At 33.7% G+C, this 17706-nt stretch carries 12 protein-coding genes and 1 tRNA gene; 1 reads left to right on the top strand and 12 read right to left on the bottom strand.

The annotated features are described in order from the left end of the window. Genes nrfD through ABD715_RS07740 form a run of 3 tightly spaced genes read right to left on the bottom strand, consistent with a single transcriptional unit; the run spans position 1 to position 5922 of the window. Positions 1 to 1449: an NrfD/PsrC family molybdoenzyme membrane anchor subunit gene (gene nrfD, locus ABD715_RS07730; RefSeq protein ID WP_344787570.1), complete on the bottom strand. Its 1449-nt coding sequence runs from the start codon at positions 1447 to 1449 to the stop codon at positions 1 to 3. 27 nt (positions 1450 to 1476) lie between these two features. Beyond that, positions 1477 to 4569 (bottom strand): TAT-variant-translocated molybdopterin oxidoreductase, encoded by a 3093-nt coding sequence (locus ABD715_RS07735; RefSeq protein WP_344787571.1) that lies wholly within the window; start codon positions 4567 to 4569, stop codon positions 1477 to 1479. Positions 4570 to 4629: 60 nt separating this feature from the next. Continuing rightward, entirely contained in the window at positions 4630 to 5922 is a 1293-nt protein-coding gene (locus ABD715_RS07740; protein WP_344787895.1) for a cytochrome c3 family protein, read from the bottom strand. Positions 5923 to 6135: 213 nt separating this feature from the next. On the opposite strand from ABD715_RS07740, the gene ABD715_RS07745 reads away from it, so the two are divergent. Continuing rightward, positions 6136 to 6522 (top strand): SPOR domain-containing protein, encoded by a 387-nt coding sequence (locus ABD715_RS07745; protein WP_344787572.1) that lies wholly within the window; start codon positions 6136 to 6138, stop codon positions 6520 to 6522. Positions 6523 to 6605: 83 nt separating this feature from the next. On the opposite strand, the gene ABD715_RS07750 is transcribed toward ABD715_RS07745, so the two are convergent. The 9 genes from ABD715_RS07750 to ABD715_RS07790 all read right to left on the bottom strand — a co-directional run bounded on the left by ABD715_RS07750 (position 6606) and on the right by ABD715_RS07790 (position 17690). Then, positions 6606 to 9371: an Ig-like domain-containing protein gene (locus tag ABD715_RS07750; RefSeq protein WP_344787573.1), complete on the bottom strand. Its 2766-nt coding sequence runs from the start codon at positions 9369 to 9371 to the stop codon at positions 6606 to 6608. Between the two features lie 13 nt (positions 9372 to 9384). Beyond that, positions 9385 to 10395 carry an SAM-dependent methyltransferase gene (locus ABD715_RS07755; RefSeq protein ID WP_344787574.1) on the bottom strand — a complete coding sequence of 337 codons (1011 nt, stop codon included), beginning with the start codon at positions 10393 to 10395 and terminating at the stop codon, positions 9385 to 9387. A 16-nt stretch (positions 10396 to 10411) separates the two neighbouring features. Then, positions 10412 to 10978, bottom strand: a complete 567-nt coding sequence (locus ABD715_RS07760) for a phage tail protein (RefSeq protein WP_344787575.1) — start codon at positions 10976 to 10978, stop codon at positions 10412 to 10414. A gap of 46 nt (positions 10979 to 11024) precedes the next feature. Continuing rightward, positions 11025 to 11960, bottom strand: a complete 936-nt coding sequence (locus tag ABD715_RS07765) for a methionyl-tRNA formyltransferase (RefSeq protein WP_344787576.1) — start codon at positions 11958 to 11960, stop codon at positions 11025 to 11027. Positions 11961 to 11998: 38 nt separating this feature from the next. Further along, the gene (locus ABD715_RS07770; protein WP_344787577.1) at positions 11999 to 12478 is read right to left on the bottom strand and encodes a hypothetical protein; all 480 of its coding nucleotides are present in this window, start codon (positions 12476 to 12478) and stop codon (positions 11999 to 12001) included. A 207-nt stretch (positions 12479 to 12685) separates the two neighbouring features. After that, positions 12686 to 15502, bottom strand: coding sequence for a translation initiation factor IF-2 (gene infB / locus ABD715_RS07775; RefSeq protein WP_344787578.1), 2817 nt, complete (start codon positions 15500 to 15502; stop codon positions 12686 to 12688). A gap of 77 nt (positions 15503 to 15579) precedes the next feature. After that, a complete protein-coding gene (nusA, locus tag ABD715_RS07780; RefSeq protein WP_344787579.1) occupies positions 15580 to 16812 on the bottom strand; it encodes a transcription termination factor NusA in 1233 nt (410 codons plus the stop codon). A gap of 13 nt (positions 16813 to 16825) precedes the next feature. Continuing rightward, the gene (gene rimP, locus ABD715_RS07785; protein WP_344787580.1) at positions 16826 to 17287 is read right to left on the bottom strand and encodes a ribosome assembly cofactor RimP; all 462 of its coding nucleotides are present in this window, start codon (positions 17285 to 17287) and stop codon (positions 16826 to 16828) included. A 330-nt stretch (positions 17288 to 17617) separates the two neighbouring features. Continuing rightward, positions 17618 to 17690: transfer RNA gene (locus ABD715_RS07790), tRNA-Gln, on the bottom strand. Positions 17691 to 17706: the final 16 nt, after the last annotated feature.

Below are 17706 nucleotides of genomic sequence, written 5' to 3' on the forward strand. Positions count from 1 at the left end.
TTAGTTTTTTGTTTTATTATTATCTCCAGATGTTCTTGCATCTGCACCAGTACCAGCTAAACTGTCTCCGGCTTCTCTAATTCTTTTGTAACGTTCTCCAGAAGATTTTAAAATCGTCTTAACCTCTGCCTGTGCAATTACTGGGAAGGTTCTTGAGTATAATAAGAATAATACAAAGAAGAATCCTATTGTACCTATGAATATTCCAATATCTACAAATGTAGGCGAGAACATAGTCCATGATGATGGAAGGTAATCTCTATGCAACGATGTTACAATAATTACAAAACGCTCAAACCACATTCCTATGTTTACTACAATAGAGATAAAGAAAGAGAACATAATACTTGTTCTAAGTTTCTTGAACCACATAAATTGTGGAGAAAACACATTACAAGTCATCATTGCCCAATATGCCCACCAGTAAGGTCCTGTTGCTCTATTTAAAAATGCATATTGTTCGTACTCAACTCCAGAATACCAAGCTATAAATAACTCTGTAATATAGGCTACACCAACTATAGAACCTGTAATCATAATTACAATATTCATTAATTCGATGTGTTGTACAGTAATATAGTCTTCAAGATTACACACTTTTCTCATAATAATAAGAAGCGTGTTTACCATAGCAAATCCAGAAAATACAGCTCCTGCAACAAAATAAGGAGGAAATATTGTCGTGTGCCAGCCAGGTATAACAGATGTAGCAAAATCAAAAGATACAATAGTATGAACAGAAAGTACCAAAGGTGTTGCTAAACCAGCAAGAACTAAAGATACTTCTTCAAAACGTTGCCAATCTTTTGCTCTACCAGACCATCCAAAACTTAATAACGCATATATTTTCTTTTGAAAAGGTTTTACTGCTCTATCTCTTAACATGGCAAAATCTGGTAATAAACCTGTCCACCAGAAAACTAATGACACAGATAAATATGTAGAAATTGCAAATACATCCCAAAGTAAAGGCGAGTTAAAGTTTACCCATAACGAACCAAATTGATTCGGAATTGGTAATACCCAATATCCTAACCATGGTCGACCCATGTGAATAATTGGAAATAAACCTGCCTGAACTACAGAGAAAATTGTCATTGCTTCTGCAGAACGGTTAATTGCCATTCTCCATTTTTGACGGAAAAGTAATAGTACAGCAGAAATAAGTGTTCCTGCATGACCAATACCAACCCACCAAACGAAGTTAGTAATATCCCAAGCCCAACCTACAGTCTTGTTAAGACCCCAAGTTCCAATACCTGTAGATACTGTGTAAAGTATACATCCAATTCCCCAAAGGAAAGCCATAAGTGCTATAGAAAAAACTATCCACCATTGTTTGTTTGCTTTTCCTTCTACAGGTTTAGCCACATCCACAGTTACGTCGTGGTATGATTTTTCTCCTGTAACTAAAGGTCTTCTAATAGGTGCTTCGTAATGAGACGCCATAATTATATAATTGATTCTTTAATTAATTTATGCTTCGGTTGTGTTTCTCACTTTTGTATGATATTGTACATTAGGTTTTGTCCCAACGTGCTCTAACAAGTGATACATACGGTTATCTTCTAAAAGTTTTGCAACTTTACTGTCTTTATCATTAATATCTCCAAATACCATGGCTCCGCTACTACAAGCTGCAGAACATGCTGTTTGAAATTCTCCATCTTTAATTACTCGACCATCGCGTTTTGCATCAAGAATGGTTTTTTGTGTTTTTTGAATACACATAGAACATTTTTCCATAACACCACGAGAACGAACAACTACGTCTGGATTTAATACCATACGTCCTAAATCATCATTCATATGATAATCAAACTCATCATTACCATTGTACAAGAACCAGTTGAAACGACGTACTTTATAAGGGCAGTTATTTGCACAATATCTAGTACCTACACAACGGTTATATGCCATATGGTTTTGACCTTGACGACCATGTGATGTTGCAGCCACCGGACATACAGTTTCACAAGGTGCATGGTTACAATGCTGACACATTACTGGTTGGAAAGCTACCTGAGGATTATCAGAAGCATTTTCCATTTCTCCAAACTCACTTAAAGAGCTTCCTAAACCAGAAATATTATCTTTCTTCTCATTATCACCTGCAAAAGATTCTTCAGATGAATAATATCTATCAATACGCAACCAGTGCATATCTCTACTTCGTCTTACTTCACTTTTTCCAACTACTGGCACATTGTTTTCTGCATGACATGCTATAACACATGCCCCACAACCTGTACAAGCATTTAAATCTATAGATAAATTAAAGTGATGCCCAATAGAACGATCAAATTCATCCCATAAATCAACTTCTGGAGAGGTTACCTCTACCGGATTATGATTTAAAGACACCATAGGAACAGCGTTCCAGTGTTTTTTATCTTTAGTATTAAAAATTTCTAAAGTAGTTTCTTTAATAATATCTCCACGTCCCATTAAGGTATTGTGCAACTGTACAGAAGCAAACTCATGTTCGCCAGCAGCTGCCTCTATAGTAACGTTTTGTACATTATTAAAGTTTTGGTATAATGCAAAGGCATTAACACCTGTTTGCATTTCTGTTTTTAATCCTAATTTTTTACCGTATCCTAATGCTAACCCAACAGAACCTTTTGCTTGTCCTGGTTGAATCATTACCGGAGCAGTAATTGTAACACCATTTACAGTAACATTTGCATAACTTCCATTTAAGGCACCGTTAGCAACATGTTTATTTTCTAGGCCTAATGCTTCTGCATCTGCTCTAGAAACCGTCAAGTAGTTATCCCAAGATGCTCTAGTTATAGGGTCTGGAAACTCTTGTAACCATGGGTTGTTGGCTTGTTGTCCATCACCCATACCTGTTTTAGTGTATAGAGTTAATTCTAACCCTTCTGATTTAGCTGAAGCTGATAATGCTCTAGCTGCATTTCCAGAAGACACTTCAACATCTTCTGATGCTGTTGCTGTATCCTCTACTTCAGTAGCTATTGTTCCAACAAAAACACCATCATGTAATGCTGTATTAAAAGACCCACCACCTAAAATAGATGTTCCCCAAGTTTCTTTAATATAATCGTGGTATGAAACACTGTTTCCTGTCCATTTTAATAAAGCCTCTTGAAATTGTCTTGTATCAAATAAAGGACGAATAGTAGGTTGCGTTAATGCATAATGTCCTTTTTTAAGTTCAACGTCACCCCAAGACTCTAAATAATGAGGTACTGCAGCTAAATATTGTGTTTGTGAAGCTGTTTCGTCTGCTTTTAAAGAAAACGATACCGATAAAGCTACATTCTTTAATCCTTCAGAAAACTCTGAAGCATTTGCTAAACTATAAACAGGGTTAACACCACTCATAATAATAGCACCAACTTTCCCTGATTTCATATCGGCTACTAATTTAGCAACCTCTTTATCATTACCTTGTCTTGTTTTAATTGGCGTAGCAGGATCAAATGCTTTACTGTTTAAAGCTTCGTTAATCTCTAAAGCAACAGTTTGTGCATTTACATCTTGAATTCCTGTAACTACTACTCCTTTACTTCCTGCCTTTTTTAGTTGAGAAGCAGCACTCTTTACAGCAGCTTCTATATGCTCTGGTAAAGTTCCAGAAACAGAACCACCAACAACATAACTATATAATTTTGCTAAAGCTATTTTTTGTTCACTTGGTGTTAATGGCACACGCTTATCTGCATTTGCACCAGAAAGAGACATATTAGACTCAAACTGAACGTGTCGAGACATTTTACCATGCTGTGGCACTCTATTCTTAGAATATCCAGCATCAAAACCTCCACCTTGCCAATCTCCTAAGAAATCTGCTCCAACAGAAACAACTGTCATCGCTTTAGAGAAGTCGTAATTCGCTAAACCTCGTTCTCCATATTTTGCTTGGTAAGCATCTAATGCAGCAGATTCAGAAACTGAATCGTAAACTACATGACGAACATTACCATATTTTTCTTTGAATTGAGAAATTAGTTTACTTGTAGAAGGACTAGCAAAAGTTTGTGTTAATAACACAATATCTTTATTTCCACCTTTTAAGCTTTCTAAAGCTTTTGATGTTTCAGCATCAAAATCGCTCCAAGAAATCGCTTCGCCAGCTTTACTTGGTCCTTGCGCTCTTAAACTATCGTACAATCCTAAAACCGAAGCATTAACTCTTGCATTTGCACTACCATTGGTAGCTGCCATAGTATTGTTTTCAATCTTAATTGGACGACCCTCACGAGTTCTAACTAAAACACTTGCAAAATCAAATCCGTTTGCAATAGTTGTTGCATAGTAATTTGCAACACCAGGAATAATTTCGTCTGGCTGTACTACGTAAGGAATCGATTTAACCACTGGCCCTTCACAAGCAGCAAGAGAAGCTGCAGCTGTGCTAAACCCAACGTATTTTAAGAAATCGCGACGCGTTGTAGTAGACTCTTCTAATGACTCTTTATTACCTAAAAATTCATCAGTAGGAATCTCTGATACAAACTCGTTTTGTTTTAGCGTCTCAACAATAGAGCTATTTTCGTTTAGCTCTTCAACACTTTTCCAGTATTTCTTGTTTGATGACATATTATATAATTGAATTACTTCTTGTTAATTTTTATTAAATTTTTCGCTTTCGCGGAAACTTTAGTAATGACATTTACCACATTCCAGACCTCCCATTTCGGCAGCTGTTAACTTATCTACACCATACTTCTTAGATAATTCTTCATGAATTTTATCATAGTATGCATTATCTTGAACTTTAACATTTGTTGTTCTGTGGCAATCAATACACCAGCCCATTGTTAATGGTGCGTGTTGATACATAACTTCCATTTCTTCAACCGGACCATGACAAGTTTGACATTCTACACCTGCAACAGATACGTGTTGAGAGTGGTTAAAGTAAACAAAATCTGGTAAGTTATGAATACGTACCCATTTAACAGGTTGTGTATCTCCAGTATACTTTTGATCTGCATCACTCCATCCTGAAGCTGCATATAATTTTTGAATTTGCTCGTCGTAAAACTCTTTAGAATACTCTGCAGATGTTTCGCCATTGTACTCATAAATAGATTTATGACAATTCATACAAACATTTAGAGAAGGTATTCCTGATGTTTTACTTACTCTAGCAGAAGAATGACAATACTTACAATCTATACCATTATCACCTGCATGTATTTTATGAGAGAAATGTATAGGCTGCACTGGTTGGTAACCTTGATCTACTCCAATTTGAGATAAATACCCATAAACAAAATAAGCACTCGATAACAAAAAGAAAATAGCAACAACAATCATTAAAAATTGATTCTTGATAAAAGCTTTCCATAACGGTGTTCTTTCTGTAGCTTCTGGCAATTCAATGTTTTGAGCAGTTGCAAAACGACGAAGTGTTTTATTAACTAAAAACAATCCAGCTGCTAAAAGCATAAATAAAATAGCTAATGCTCCTAGAATAATCTCATTTGACACACCTCCAGAAGTTGCTACGGGTTGTGCAGCAACAACTCCACCTGCAGGTGCAGCTGGCGCCTTCTTTTCTTCAGCTGTATATGCTAAAATATTATTTAAATCATCATCAGATAACTGAGGGAAAGCTGTCATTGCAGCTCCACCAAACTCATTATAAACTTTATTTGCATAAGCATCGCCAGACTTAATAAGCCCTGAACTGTTACGAACCCATGAATAAATCCAATCTCGATCCAAACCCTCATCATCAGATAAGCGTTGCTCTACATTACGTAAAGCAGGCCCTGTCATTTTTTTATCTAATTGATGACATGCTGCACAATTGGCATTAAATAAAGATTTTCCTTTTGCTGGGTCTCCATCTTGAGCCGATAAAGACGTTGTAAACGCTAATAAAATAACTAAACCTAAACTAAGAATGTTTTTGCCTAATTTACGGTGAATCACCTGTTTCATATTGTTGGTTAAATTAACTTCTAAACTTTGGTATGATTTTTTCATATAACTATGACCAATATCATACTAATAAAATCTCAGGCAAAAGTAATATTAAAAGTCCATTTTAGAAATGTTAGCGAAGTGTTAATTGGTAATTTAGAGAGATTCTAAATAATAAAATCAGCCAAAATTAAATTAATAACGTATACATTTGTATAAATACATTTGAAAATGAAATCATTGAATATAAAAATCTCTACAATAGCAGCAATATGCCTTATTAGCGCTTCAAGTATTTGTAGCGCTCAAGACGCAAATATTAGTATTAATCAAGACGCAAAAATTGATAAATTACTAGAATTGAAAAAAGGCATGAATAAAGAAACTACCGACCGGTATAAAATTCAAATATATTCTGGTAACAGATCTGCTGCTCAAAATGCTAAAGAAAAATTTTTATCTAAATACAGTAATTGGAGTCCTTCTATGGTTTTCGAAACACCAAATTACAAAATCTGGGCTGGTAATTTTAGATCTAGATTAGAAGCCGATAGAGCTTTAAAAAAAATTAAAAAGAATTTCTCTGGAGCTTTTATATTTAAGCCTAAGAAAAAATAGAGTATTATTTAAATTTAAGAAATAAAAAAAAGGATCAAATATTTTAATATTTGATCCTTTTTTTTATTTGCAACAATAGTCTTTTATTCTTTTATAAATTTAATAGTAAAACTAGCATCATCGTTAAGTAATGTAACAGAAGCCAAATACATACCTGTAACTAAACCACTAACGTTTAAAACACTTCCTTTTCCTGATAATACCTCTACCCCATTTATACTAAACACTTTTATTCTGCTAATTTGAGAAGAACTATTAAGCTCTAGAATATTAGTAACGGGGTTTACAAATGTAATATCATTCTTAGATGATACATTATAATTTGTACTTAAACTAAAATCGTAAGTTGTACTAAACTGCATTGCTAAGCTGTTATTATTACCTGCTTCATCAGTAGCTACATTAGCTGCCACATCAACTGTTACAGTTCCATTTGCCGATGGAGTAATATCTGCAGTAAAAATTATATTATCGCTTGTTTGCACATTTGAAGCAACACCATTACCAACCGTTATATCAGCTAAATCGAAACCGGTTACTTCTTCACTAAAAGTAATTGTAACGGGTATTGGATTTGCGCCTGTAGGGTTTGACTCTCCTGATGTAATTGCGACAGTAGGAGGCGTTTTATCTTGACAAAACTCAAAGTTATCTAAACCTATGTACACAAAATCTGAAACGATTTCAAACTCTAATTCATCTATTAACATTGAACTAACATCACTACCATCTAATGAAGAAAAATCAATTTGAAAAAAACCATTATTTCCTTGTGCTGTAGATGTTGGAAAGGTTGTATTAGACGTGTTTAATGTGGCACTAAACTGCTCTATATTTCCTTTTTTACCTTTAATTATAATAGAACCATCATTAGTAGGATTATTAGCAGCTGCTATTGAAGACAAATAAACATACAAACTATTAGCTCTAAATAAGGCTCCTGTAGTTTCAACGGTAAATATACCTGCTCCACTACTCTCATTATCTAGATATTTATGAGAATCATCTACTCCTGCTTCATTTAATTCGAAGATATCAACTCCTGTTGTTATAAACGTTAAATCGTTACTTGCTAAAGAAGAACTACCTACAGCAAAACTCTCAAAATCCTCTATAAAACATTCTGAAATAGTATGGTTTTCTCCATTAGTATAAGCCGGTGGTCCAGAATTAGATAAACCATCTTGTATATCTGTAGCTGCATTTAAATCTATACTTATGGTTCCAAATCCTAAGATATCACTTACCGTTACCGTATAAACGCTACCAGAACCTGTTACGTTAGATATAGCTGCAGATATACTACCTGTAGAATCTATCGAGAAATCATCAGCAGAAACATTAGTTACATTTTCGTCAAAAGTAACAATATAATCAACTGTTGTTGCCACAGAAGTAGGGTTTCCTGAAACATCGATACTCAATACATCTGGAGCAAAAGTATCTACCACGCCAGGCTCACAAAACTCAAAATGATCTATTGCCAAATAAACAAAAGCTCCACTTAGTATAATTTCAATTTCATCTACATTAGTAGTTGTATAATCTGAAGCACCTTCTGTCGCAAAGTTTAAATTAAAAAAACCATTATCTCCATTTGCTATAGAAGTAGGGAAACCAGAGTTTTTTGTAATTGTATATAAAGTTGACCCAGATAATTTCCCGTTAATAGTTATTGTTCCATCATTTGTTGGAGGATTACCTCCCGAATTAGAAGACAAATACAAATCTATTGTTTTGATTGTAAAATTTACTCCTGAAGATTGAATTGCATAGCTAGCTGAAACTATTCCTTCATTACTTAAAAACTTATCAGAATCTCCTGCACCAGCATCAGCAATTGTTTCAATATTTAAACCTCCAGTAGAGCTAAATGAAATACCGTTACTAGTAAATGAAGTATCATTGTTACTTGTTCCCTCAAAAGATTCTAAAAAACATGATGAAACAGTATGAGTTTCTCCATTTGTATAAGAATTGGTACTTCCATTTGTTCCATTACCATTTCCTATACTATCAACTATATCAGTGTTGGCTTTTAAATCTACACTTAAACTTCCTTCTCCAGAGATACCATTTGTAGAAACAGTATAATTTGTACCAGAACCAGAAATACTAGACAGCGTTGCTGTTACACTTCCTGTAAGGTCTAATTCAAAATCATCTAACGTAACATTATTAGCATCTTCATTGAATGTTATAATAAAATCAACCGCATCAGCTGTTGTTTCAGGAGTTCCGCTTCTAACTATAGACTGTACAACTGGAGGCGATGTATCTGCTGCGACCACTTCTGGTCCAAAAGTAAATTCGTCTACAGCTATGTAAATAAAATCTCCTGTTAATTCAAACTCAATCTCATCAATGTTGGTTAAACTATTATCTGCACCTCCTTCTGTAGCAAAATTTACGTTAAAAAACCCATTATCAGGAGAAAATCCAGTAGGAATACCCGAAGTTATATTTACTGTAAACTGAGTAACTCCTGCTTTTTTTCCTCTAATAATTAATCCTCCAGGGGTTCCTCCAACAGTATTCCCACTATCTTTAGATAAAAAAATATCAATATCTTTTATTGTAAAATTTATACCATTTGTTGTTTTAATTGAATTTATGTCTCCTATACTTTCGTTAAAAGAGTTGTCTACAAAAACGTTTGAATTTGAGGCGCCAAACCCTTGAAAATTAGTTTCTACGTTAAAACCACTTACTCCTGTGGTAAAAGGCTGACTATTGCTTGTAAAAGTATTTTGATTATCAGAAAATCCTTCAAAAGTCTCAGTAAATTGAGAAAAACACATATACGTTCCTAGTAGGAAAGTAATTGCAGTAATGTAAATTTGTTTCATTGTTTGTTAGGTATTAGGTTAATATGGTCCAACTTGGATCTTTTTTTATACTATATCTTACTTTAAATTTAGAAAATCCTTTTTCTTTTAGATTATATAAAGATCCTAAACAGTATGGATTTGTAATTAGGGAGTCGGAATCGTGTAATTTAATGTCTTTAAAAATATTAATTGTGGTAAAAATGCAGACATCTGGAGTATCTTGTATATTTTGCGGTAACTGTATCCAACTACTCTCAAAAATAAAATTTTCAAAAATACTACTCGATGTGTTTTTTAATTCGAACAAAGAAATCATTCCATCTCTATTTATACTTTTATTAGAATTAGAAATGGTGTATATATCTTTATACTGATTTAAAAAAGGCTCTTTACTAAAAAAACTATATCCCATTTTTATTTCTATTTTTTCGGGTATTAAATAGCCTCCTTTTGTAATTTGAAGTTTTAAATTCTCTGTTATCGCAACTTGTGGCTCTCTAGTTAAAGCATGAAACATTGTTTCTGTAATAACAATATGCAATTTTTTAACTTTAGAATACTGATATGTAATTGCATCGGCCACCAAAACATCATCAATAAAATTTTGAAATTCAAGTTTATCAATAATACTTTTAACACTTTTAACAGATGATGAATTAACATCTAAAATTGTTACCTTTAATTTATTATCATCTTTAAACAATGATAATAAAGGAATTATTAATGGGGCATAAGGCCCACTTCCTGCATATAAAATGTTTATGGTTTCGCCAGAGAACTTATTTAAAGAAGAAAGGATACCTTGATAAGTACCTTTTATAAAGGCAACAGTTCTTTTGTAATCTTTTATACAATCTGCAGCATGTTTGGCAGATAATGCATAACCATAATCTAATGGAATATCTTTCTCATCAAGTTTGTTAAACGAGAACGTATTATAAAACTCAAGCAAACTTTGAACAGCAAACTCCACATCTTCTTCTGAAGACGAAAGTATAATGCTGCTCGCAATTTCTTTAAGTTTTAAAATACTTGAAGCCATAGATTATATAAAGTATTTAACTTCTTGAAGGAAAAACACCTTGTAGAGCTATAATATAATTAGTAGTTAAATATGGTTGCATATTATTATGCGCTTGATTGCCTCCATTATTTAAAGCAGTAGGACCAGCTCCTGTATTAAGCGTTACATCTGGTGTAGCGTTATTATATCCTGATATTGGCTCAAAAGATCTTCCAGAACCATTACCTGGCGCTGCTAAAGTACTACCATTACTTGGCGTACTTTCTGTGGCATTTGCTGATGTTACTTTTACACCTCCATCTTGTATTATATGATTATGAGAAGGCATCTCTAAAGTATTTAAGGTATGCGCCTCTTGACCTGATCTTGAACCTAATCTACGGTCTGACAAGCCAGGACCATGCCCCTGTCCTATAGCAACTCTACCTCTTAAATCTGGTAACGCAAATGTTGTTCTACCATCACCCCCATAAATTGTTCCTAAAATTGAAAATAGAGCTGAGTTTTGACTTATTGGTAATAATTGTCCTTCACACAACGCCCAGCCTCTTGGAGCAAAATTCCCCCCAAACATCACGATTTGTCCTAAAAATGGATCCATAATTTTTAAATTTTAAATTAGTATTTATTTGATTAGTATTCTATTTTTATGCTTTTGTTGTAAACTGTTGCCCCATTTGCATACCTATTGTTACATATTTAGTTCCGGTTAAAACTCCTGCATCAGTTTTCATAATATTTATACGTAACAACTCTCCGTTTTTACAACAAACAAAAAGCCCTTCTTGTGGGTGTGCATGTATTATTTTTCCAGGAACCTCTCCTTGCATGGACTCAGTATTACTTGCTGGTGACACTTCAATAATATTAACTTCTGTCCCTTGGTAGTAGGTTATTGCTCCTGTATACTTAGGGTTACATGCATTAACTAAGCTTTCAATATCATCAGCAGTTTGATTTTCCCAATTAATAGTTAAATCGTCCCTACTAGGTTTTTGTCTATATAAATCTAAATTAACTTGTTTAACATAGTTTTCAGAATTACCAAGCAATTGTAAAGATTGCTTTAAAACCTGCAAAGCTTGTAATGTTAATTTAGAGCTTAACATGCCACTTGTTTCTCCAAAATAAACAGAAACAGCTTCTTCTAATAAAACAGGCCCTGTATCAAAATTGGCATCCATTTTATGAATTGTAATCGCAGTACTTTTCTCTTGATTCTTTATTGTCCAAAAAAGAGGATCTGCTCCTCTATTTCCTGGCAGTTTCCCAAAATGTATATTTAAAAAACCGTGTTTAGGAATAATTAGAGATTCCTTTTCTATTAGTGTTGGGCACCCAAAAACTACAACTACATCTATTTTATTATCTTTTAAATATTTAGCTAAAGCTATATTTAATTGCAATTTCGATGTAAAAACTCCTGATACGTTGTTCGCTTTAAACTGTAAAGACAAAATATCTTTCACTTCTTGAGAACAATATTCCTCTAAAACAAAAACAGCATCTAAACTCTCATTTTCCAACAAGTATTTATAAATTGTTAAAGCACTAGGAAAACTTCCTAAAAGAATAGTTTTCATCAATTTTAATATAAAGTGAATAAATAACTATAAAGCGGTTAAAGAACCTTAACATAGTTTTTTTTCTTAAAAGAATGCACCTCTACAATATTACCGTCTATGGTTTGAAACCTAAAATCTTTTGTTTGATTGGATTTTAATATTTTAAAAGGTGTTGTAGACCTTACTGTATTAATATCTTTCAATTTTTCTAAACCATGTGATTTTAAAGAAAATTTGAAATTTGATATAAACACGCTATAAGTCTCTAAATGCTTATTGGATAACAAAAAATGATCGCCATTATCCATTACTAGAAGTAAACCTTCTTCGTCTCCCCTTAATAAGTTTTTCTTTAATAAAGGAAATGCTTTACATTGAGAATTAAGACTAAATGATTCATTAAATATAACCTCATAGCCTTCAGTTTGTAACTTAGAGTTTATTAATGAGGTAAAACCTGAATGGTTAAGAGTTGTTTTTGATGAAGAAAATGCAATATTACTACCTAGGGGAACCCCGAGTAAGGCAATCCCCATATTCTTAATGAGGAATCTACGTTGGTTATTCATAAAAAAAAAGTTAGGTTATCTGATAGTAATGTACAAATAATCTGCTTACAACAACGCTATATCGTATTTTTTTTTATTTAAACTATAGATACAAATTAAAATCACTTTATCTTAAACAAAAAAAGCACCTATTTAAATAGGTGCTTTTAGCCAAATTGAATAAACAATTTTATTTTATTTCAGTTTCTTTTTAACTTCAACTTCGTGGAATGCTTCAATTATATCGCCTTCCTTAATATCGTTATAGTTTTTAATTTGCATACCACAATCGTATCCTTTAGACACTTCTTTGGCATCATCTTTAAATCGCTTTAACGAAGCTAATTCGCCTGTATAAACAACTACACCATCTCTAATTAAACGAATTCCTGAAGATCTAAGTATTTTTCCGTTAGTAACCATACAACCTGCAATAGTTCCAACTTTAGATACCTTAAATATTTCTCTAATTTCTGCTGTACCAGTTATTTCTTCTTTAAGCTCTGGAGATAACATACCTTCCATAGCGTCTTTAAGATCGTTAATAGCATCGTAGATAATAGAATATGTTCTAATATCTATTTCTTCTTTATCAGCAATCATTCTTGCATTACCAACAGGCCTTACATTAAACCCTACAATAATAGCATCTGAAGCCGAAGCTAATAATACATCACTTTCTGTAATAGCTCCAACACCTTTGTGTAAAATATTAACTTGAATTTCTTCTGTAGATAGCTTTTGGAAAGAATCTGTTAATGCTTCAACTGAACCATCCACATCACCTTTAAGGATAATGTTAAGCTCCTGGAAGTCTCCAAGTGCAATACGTCGTCCAATTTCATCAAGTGTAATATGACGTTGTGTACGTACAGATTGCTCTCGTTGTAATTGTGCGCGTTTAGAAGCTATTTGTTTTGCTTCACGTTCGTCTTCAAAAACATTAAATTTATCTCCTGCTTGTGGCGCTCCATCTAGTCCTAGAATAGATACTGGAGTAGAAGGTCCTGCAAATTCAATATCATGTCCACGTTCATCATGCATGGCTTTTACTTTACCACTATTTTTACCAGCCAATACATAATCGCCAACTTTTAAAGTTCCCGCTTGTACTAATATAGTAGATACATAACCTCTACCTTTATCTAAAAAGGCCTCGACTACAGTACCAACAGCTGCTTTTTCTGGATTTGCTTTAAGCTCTAATAATTCGGCTTCAAGTAATACTTTTTCTAATAATTCTTTAACACCTGTTCCCTTTTTAGCTGAAATATCGTGAGATTGAATTTTACCTCCCCAATCTTCAACTAATAAATTCATTTGTGCTAAACCTTCCTTAATTTTTTCTGGATTAGCTGCAGGTAAATCAATTTTATTTATGGCAAAAACGATAGGTACTCCCGCAGCTTGCGCATGCGAAATAGCTTCTTTTGTTTGTGGCATAATATCATCATCAGCTGCTGCTACAATAATTGCAATGTCTGTTACCTGAGCACCACGAGCACGCATGGCTGTAAAGGCCTCGTGACCTGGCGTATCTAAGAAGGCAATTTTTTGACCACCTTCTAACTGCACACCGTAAGCGCCAATATGCTGTGTAATACCACCTGATTCTCCTGCTATTACATTCTCTTTACGAATATAATCTAACAGAGATGTTTTACCGTGATCTACGTGTCCCATTACAGTAACAATAGGTGCACGAGTAACTAAATCTTCAGGCTTATCTACAACTTCTTCAATTGACTCTTCAATATCTGCAGTTACAAACTCTACTTTATATCCAAACTCATCTGCTACAATAGATAATGTTTCAGCATCTAAACGCTGATTCATAGTAACCATCATACCTAGAGACATACATGCAGAAATAATTTGAGTTACCCCAACATCCATCATTGTAGCCATTTCGCTTGCAGTAACAAATTCTGTTACTTTAATGATTTTACTTTCTGCTGCTTCGATTTGTTGATCGATTTCAGTCTGTTCTCTATGCTTATCTCTTTTATCTCTTCTATTTTTAGCTCCACGTCCTTTGTTAGATTTTCCTTGAAGTTTTTCAAGAGTTTCTCTAACTTGTTTTTTCACATCTTCTTCAGATGGTTCTTCTTTAGGCACATTACGTCTGCCTTGACCTGGTTTACCTTTAAAACGATCGTTTCCTCCTGGTCTTCCTCCTGGACGTCCTCCTCCTGGTCTATTACCTCCAGAATTAGGTCCACCAACCTTACTTATACGACGACGCTTTTTCTTATTAGCATCGCCTGGTTTTCCATCGGTTTTCTTATCTGCTGGTTTTTTCTTTGGTTTATTAAATTGAGATAAATCAATTTTATCGCCAGCAATTTTAGGCCCAGTAAGTTTTTTATATTGAGTTTTAACCTTTTCGTCTTCAACAACAATATCTCCAGTTTTTGGTTTTTCAACCTTAGCAACAGGAGTTTCTTTTGTTGTTTCTGCTTTAGCATCGGTGTTTGCCTTTTCTATAGGAGCTTCTTTTTTGGCCTCTACAGGTTTAACTTCTGCCTTAACTTTTGGAGTTGGTTTTTCAACTTTAACCTCCTCCTTTTTAGGAGCAGGAGTGTCTTCCACAACTTTCTTAGGAGCTTCTGAAACAGTTTCTGTTTTAACAGGGTCTGCTGGCTTAACTTCCTTTTTCTTAGGATTTAAATCAATTTTCCCAACTTGTTTTGGTCCAGAAAGTGTTTTAGTAGCTTTTACAACTTCTTCTCTTCGGGCTTGTGCTTTTTGCTTCTCCTCAAGTTCACGCTCACGTTGTTCGCGCAAAACTTCTTTCTCTTTCAGTTTTGCTTCACCTACTTCTTTAGATGCAACTTTTTTGTTTGCATCGGTCTGAAAACCTTCAGAAAGCACGTTATACGTTTCTTGTGAAATTTTTGTAGTAGGTCGCTTCTCTATCTCTATGCCTTTAGAATCTAAAAATTCTACAGCACGATCTAAAGAGATGTTAAGCTCGCGTAATACTTTATTTAATCTAATTGTGTCAGCCATAATCGCCTTTAAAATACTCAAATATAATTATTATGTCTTTTTAAGACATACAATAACGCAAAATTTGCCTTATTTTTTTACTCTTCGAATTCTTCTTTTAGAATTCTAACAACGTCTAAAATCGTTTCTTCTTCTAAATCTGTTCTTTTTACAAGGTCTTTTACATCTTGTTCTAGAACACTTTTTGCAGTATCTAAACCTGCTTTGCTAAATTCTTCTATAATCCAGCCTTCTATTTCGTCAGAGAATTCTCTTAATTCTACATCTTCTTCTGCTCCTTCTCTAAATACGTCTATTTCATAACCTGTTAATTGGCCTGCTAAACGTATGTTGTGTCCACCTCTACCAATAGCTTTACTAACTTCTTCTGGTTTTAAAATAACCTCTGCTCGCTTTGCTTCTTCGTTAAGTTTAACAGATGTTACTCTTGCAGGACTTAAAGCTCTTGTTATAAATAGCGGTAAGTTAGTTGTGTAATTAATTACATCTATGTTTTCGTTTCCTAACTCACGAACAATACCGTGAATTCTAGAACCTTTCATACCCACACAAGCTCCTACTGGATCTATTCTATCATCATAAGAATCTACAGCTACTTTTGCTTTTTCTCCTGGTATTCTTACTACGTTTTTAATAGTAATTAAACCATCAAAAACTTCTGGAATTTCTTGCTCAAATAATTTCTCTAAGAACGCAGGCGAACTTCTAGACATTATTATTGTTGGTTTAGCACCTTTAAGTTCTACACTATCAATTACACCTCTTACATTATCTCCTTTACGGAAAAAATCTGATGGTATTTGTCTGTCTTTTGGCAATACTATTTCGTTACCTTCATCATCTAACAAAATAACAGCTCTGTGTCTTATATGGTGCACTTCTGCTGTATATATTTCGCCTATTAAATCTTTAAATTGCTTATAGATAATAGTGTTATCGTGCTCGTGTATTTTAGAAATTAAGTTTTGGCGTAGTGCTAAAATAGCACGTCTTCCTAAGTCGATTAATTTAACTTCTTCAGATACATCTTCTCCTACCTCAAAATCTGGTTCAATTTTACGAGCTTCAGTTATAGTAATTTCTTGATTTGGTTCTTCTACCTCACCGTCTGCTACAACTATTCTATTTCTCCAAATCTCTAAATCTCCTTTGTCAGGGTTAACAATAATATCAAAATTATCGTCATCTCCAAATTTCTTTTTCAAGGCGCTTCTAAAAACATCTTCTAAAATTGCCATTAAGGTTACACGATCTATTAATTTATCGTCTTTGAATTCAGAAAAAGATTCAATTAACGCAATATTCTCCATAACTCTTCTTAAATTAAAATTTAATCATAACTTTTGCTTCTAAAATATCTTCGTAAGCTATATTAGCTTTCTTTCTTACCGTTACTTTACCTTTACCTATGGGTTTAGGCTCTCTAACTTTCCATTCTAATAAAATATGAGTATCTGTTGCTTCTGCAAGCTTTCCTTCAATTTTATCAGAGTCGGTTTTAACATCCAATACACGACCAACATGTTTCTTGTATTGTCTTTTATGAACTAACGGAGCTGTTGCCCCTGCAGACATAACTTCTAAAGAAAAATCGTGTTCTTCTCTATCTATATTATGCTCTATAGCTCGGCTAATAAACATGCAATCTTCTACTAAAAGACCTTTATCACCATCTACTATAATTTTAATATGGTTTTCTTGATTAACAGAAAACTCTATAAGGAACAAATCACTACGCTCTGTTAGTGCTTCTTCAAGTAAATTTTTAACTGTAGTTTTAAACATTTTCTAGTATAAAAAGAGGGGACTTCTCGTCCCCTCATTTCTTAATTTCGCCTTTCAACGCTGCAAATATATAATATTTTATTGATTTTTAAAGCAATAATGTATAAAATTATAAGTAACACCGCAAGGCAACCTATTATAAAAAGAAGTGTTTCTTCTAGCTTACACAAACCAATAAAAAACATCTTTAAAACTGATGCCCAATGCATTAAACGCCATATTAACTCTATATATTACTAAAGCTAAATTTAAAACAACTGCGACATAACAGAAAAAATTTGAGAGCATGAATTAAAAAAGTCCTAATCAAATAAATGATTAGGACTTTTGTTGGCCTACTAGGGCTCGAACCTAGACTCTTTGGTACCAAAAACCAACGTGTTGCCAGTTACACCATAGGCCATTCGTGTAATGAGGGT

The sequence above is a fragment of the Postechiella marina genome (assembly GCF_039538365.1).
In the GTDB taxonomy this organism is placed as follows: Bacteria; Bacteroidota; Bacteroidia; order Flavobacteriales; family Flavobacteriaceae; genus Postechiella; species Postechiella marina.

Bases quoted from the DNA above. Each gene is read 5' to 3' on its own strand.
- nrfD (WP_344787570.1), bottom strand. From the start codon at position 1,449: ATGGCGTCTCATTACGAAGCACCTATTAGAAGACCTTTAGTTACAGGA.
- ABD715_RS07735 (WP_344787571.1), bottom strand. From the start codon at position 4,569: ATGTCATCAAACAAGAAATACTGGAAAAGTGTTGAAGAGCTAAACGAA.
- ABD715_RS07740 (WP_344787895.1), bottom strand. From the start codon at position 5,922: ATGAAACAGGTGATTCACCGTAAATTAGGCAAAAACATTCTTAGTTTA.
- ABD715_RS07745 (WP_344787572.1), top strand. From the start codon at position 6,136: ATGAAATCATTGAATATAAAAATCTCTACAATAGCAGCAATATGCCTT.
- ABD715_RS07750 (WP_344787573.1), bottom strand. From the start codon at position 9,371: ATGAAACAAATTTACATTACTGCAATTACTTTCCTACTAGGAACGTAT.
- ABD715_RS07755 (WP_344787574.1), bottom strand. From the start codon at position 10,395: ATGGCTTCAAGTATTTTAAAACTTAAAGAAATTGCGAGCAGCATTATA.
- ABD715_RS07760 (WP_344787575.1), bottom strand. From the start codon at position 10,978: ATGGATCCATTTTTAGGACAAATCGTGATGTTTGGGGGGAATTTTGCT.
- ABD715_RS07765 (WP_344787576.1), bottom strand. From the start codon at position 11,960: ATGAAAACTATTCTTTTAGGAAGTTTTCCTAGTGCTTTAACAATTTAT.
- ABD715_RS07770 (WP_344787577.1), bottom strand. From the start codon at position 12,478: ATGGGGATTGCCTTACTCGGGGTTCCCCTAGGTAGTAATATTGCATTT.
- infB (WP_344787578.1), bottom strand. From the start codon at position 15,502: ATGGCTGACACAATTAGATTAAATAAAGTATTACGCGAGCTTAACATC.
- nusA (WP_344787579.1), bottom strand. From the start codon at position 16,812: ATGGAGAATATTGCGTTAATTGAATCTTTTTCTGAATTCAAAGACGAT.
- rimP (WP_344787580.1), bottom strand. From the start codon at position 17,287: ATGTTTAAAACTACAGTTAAAAATTTACTTGAAGAAGCACTAACAGAG.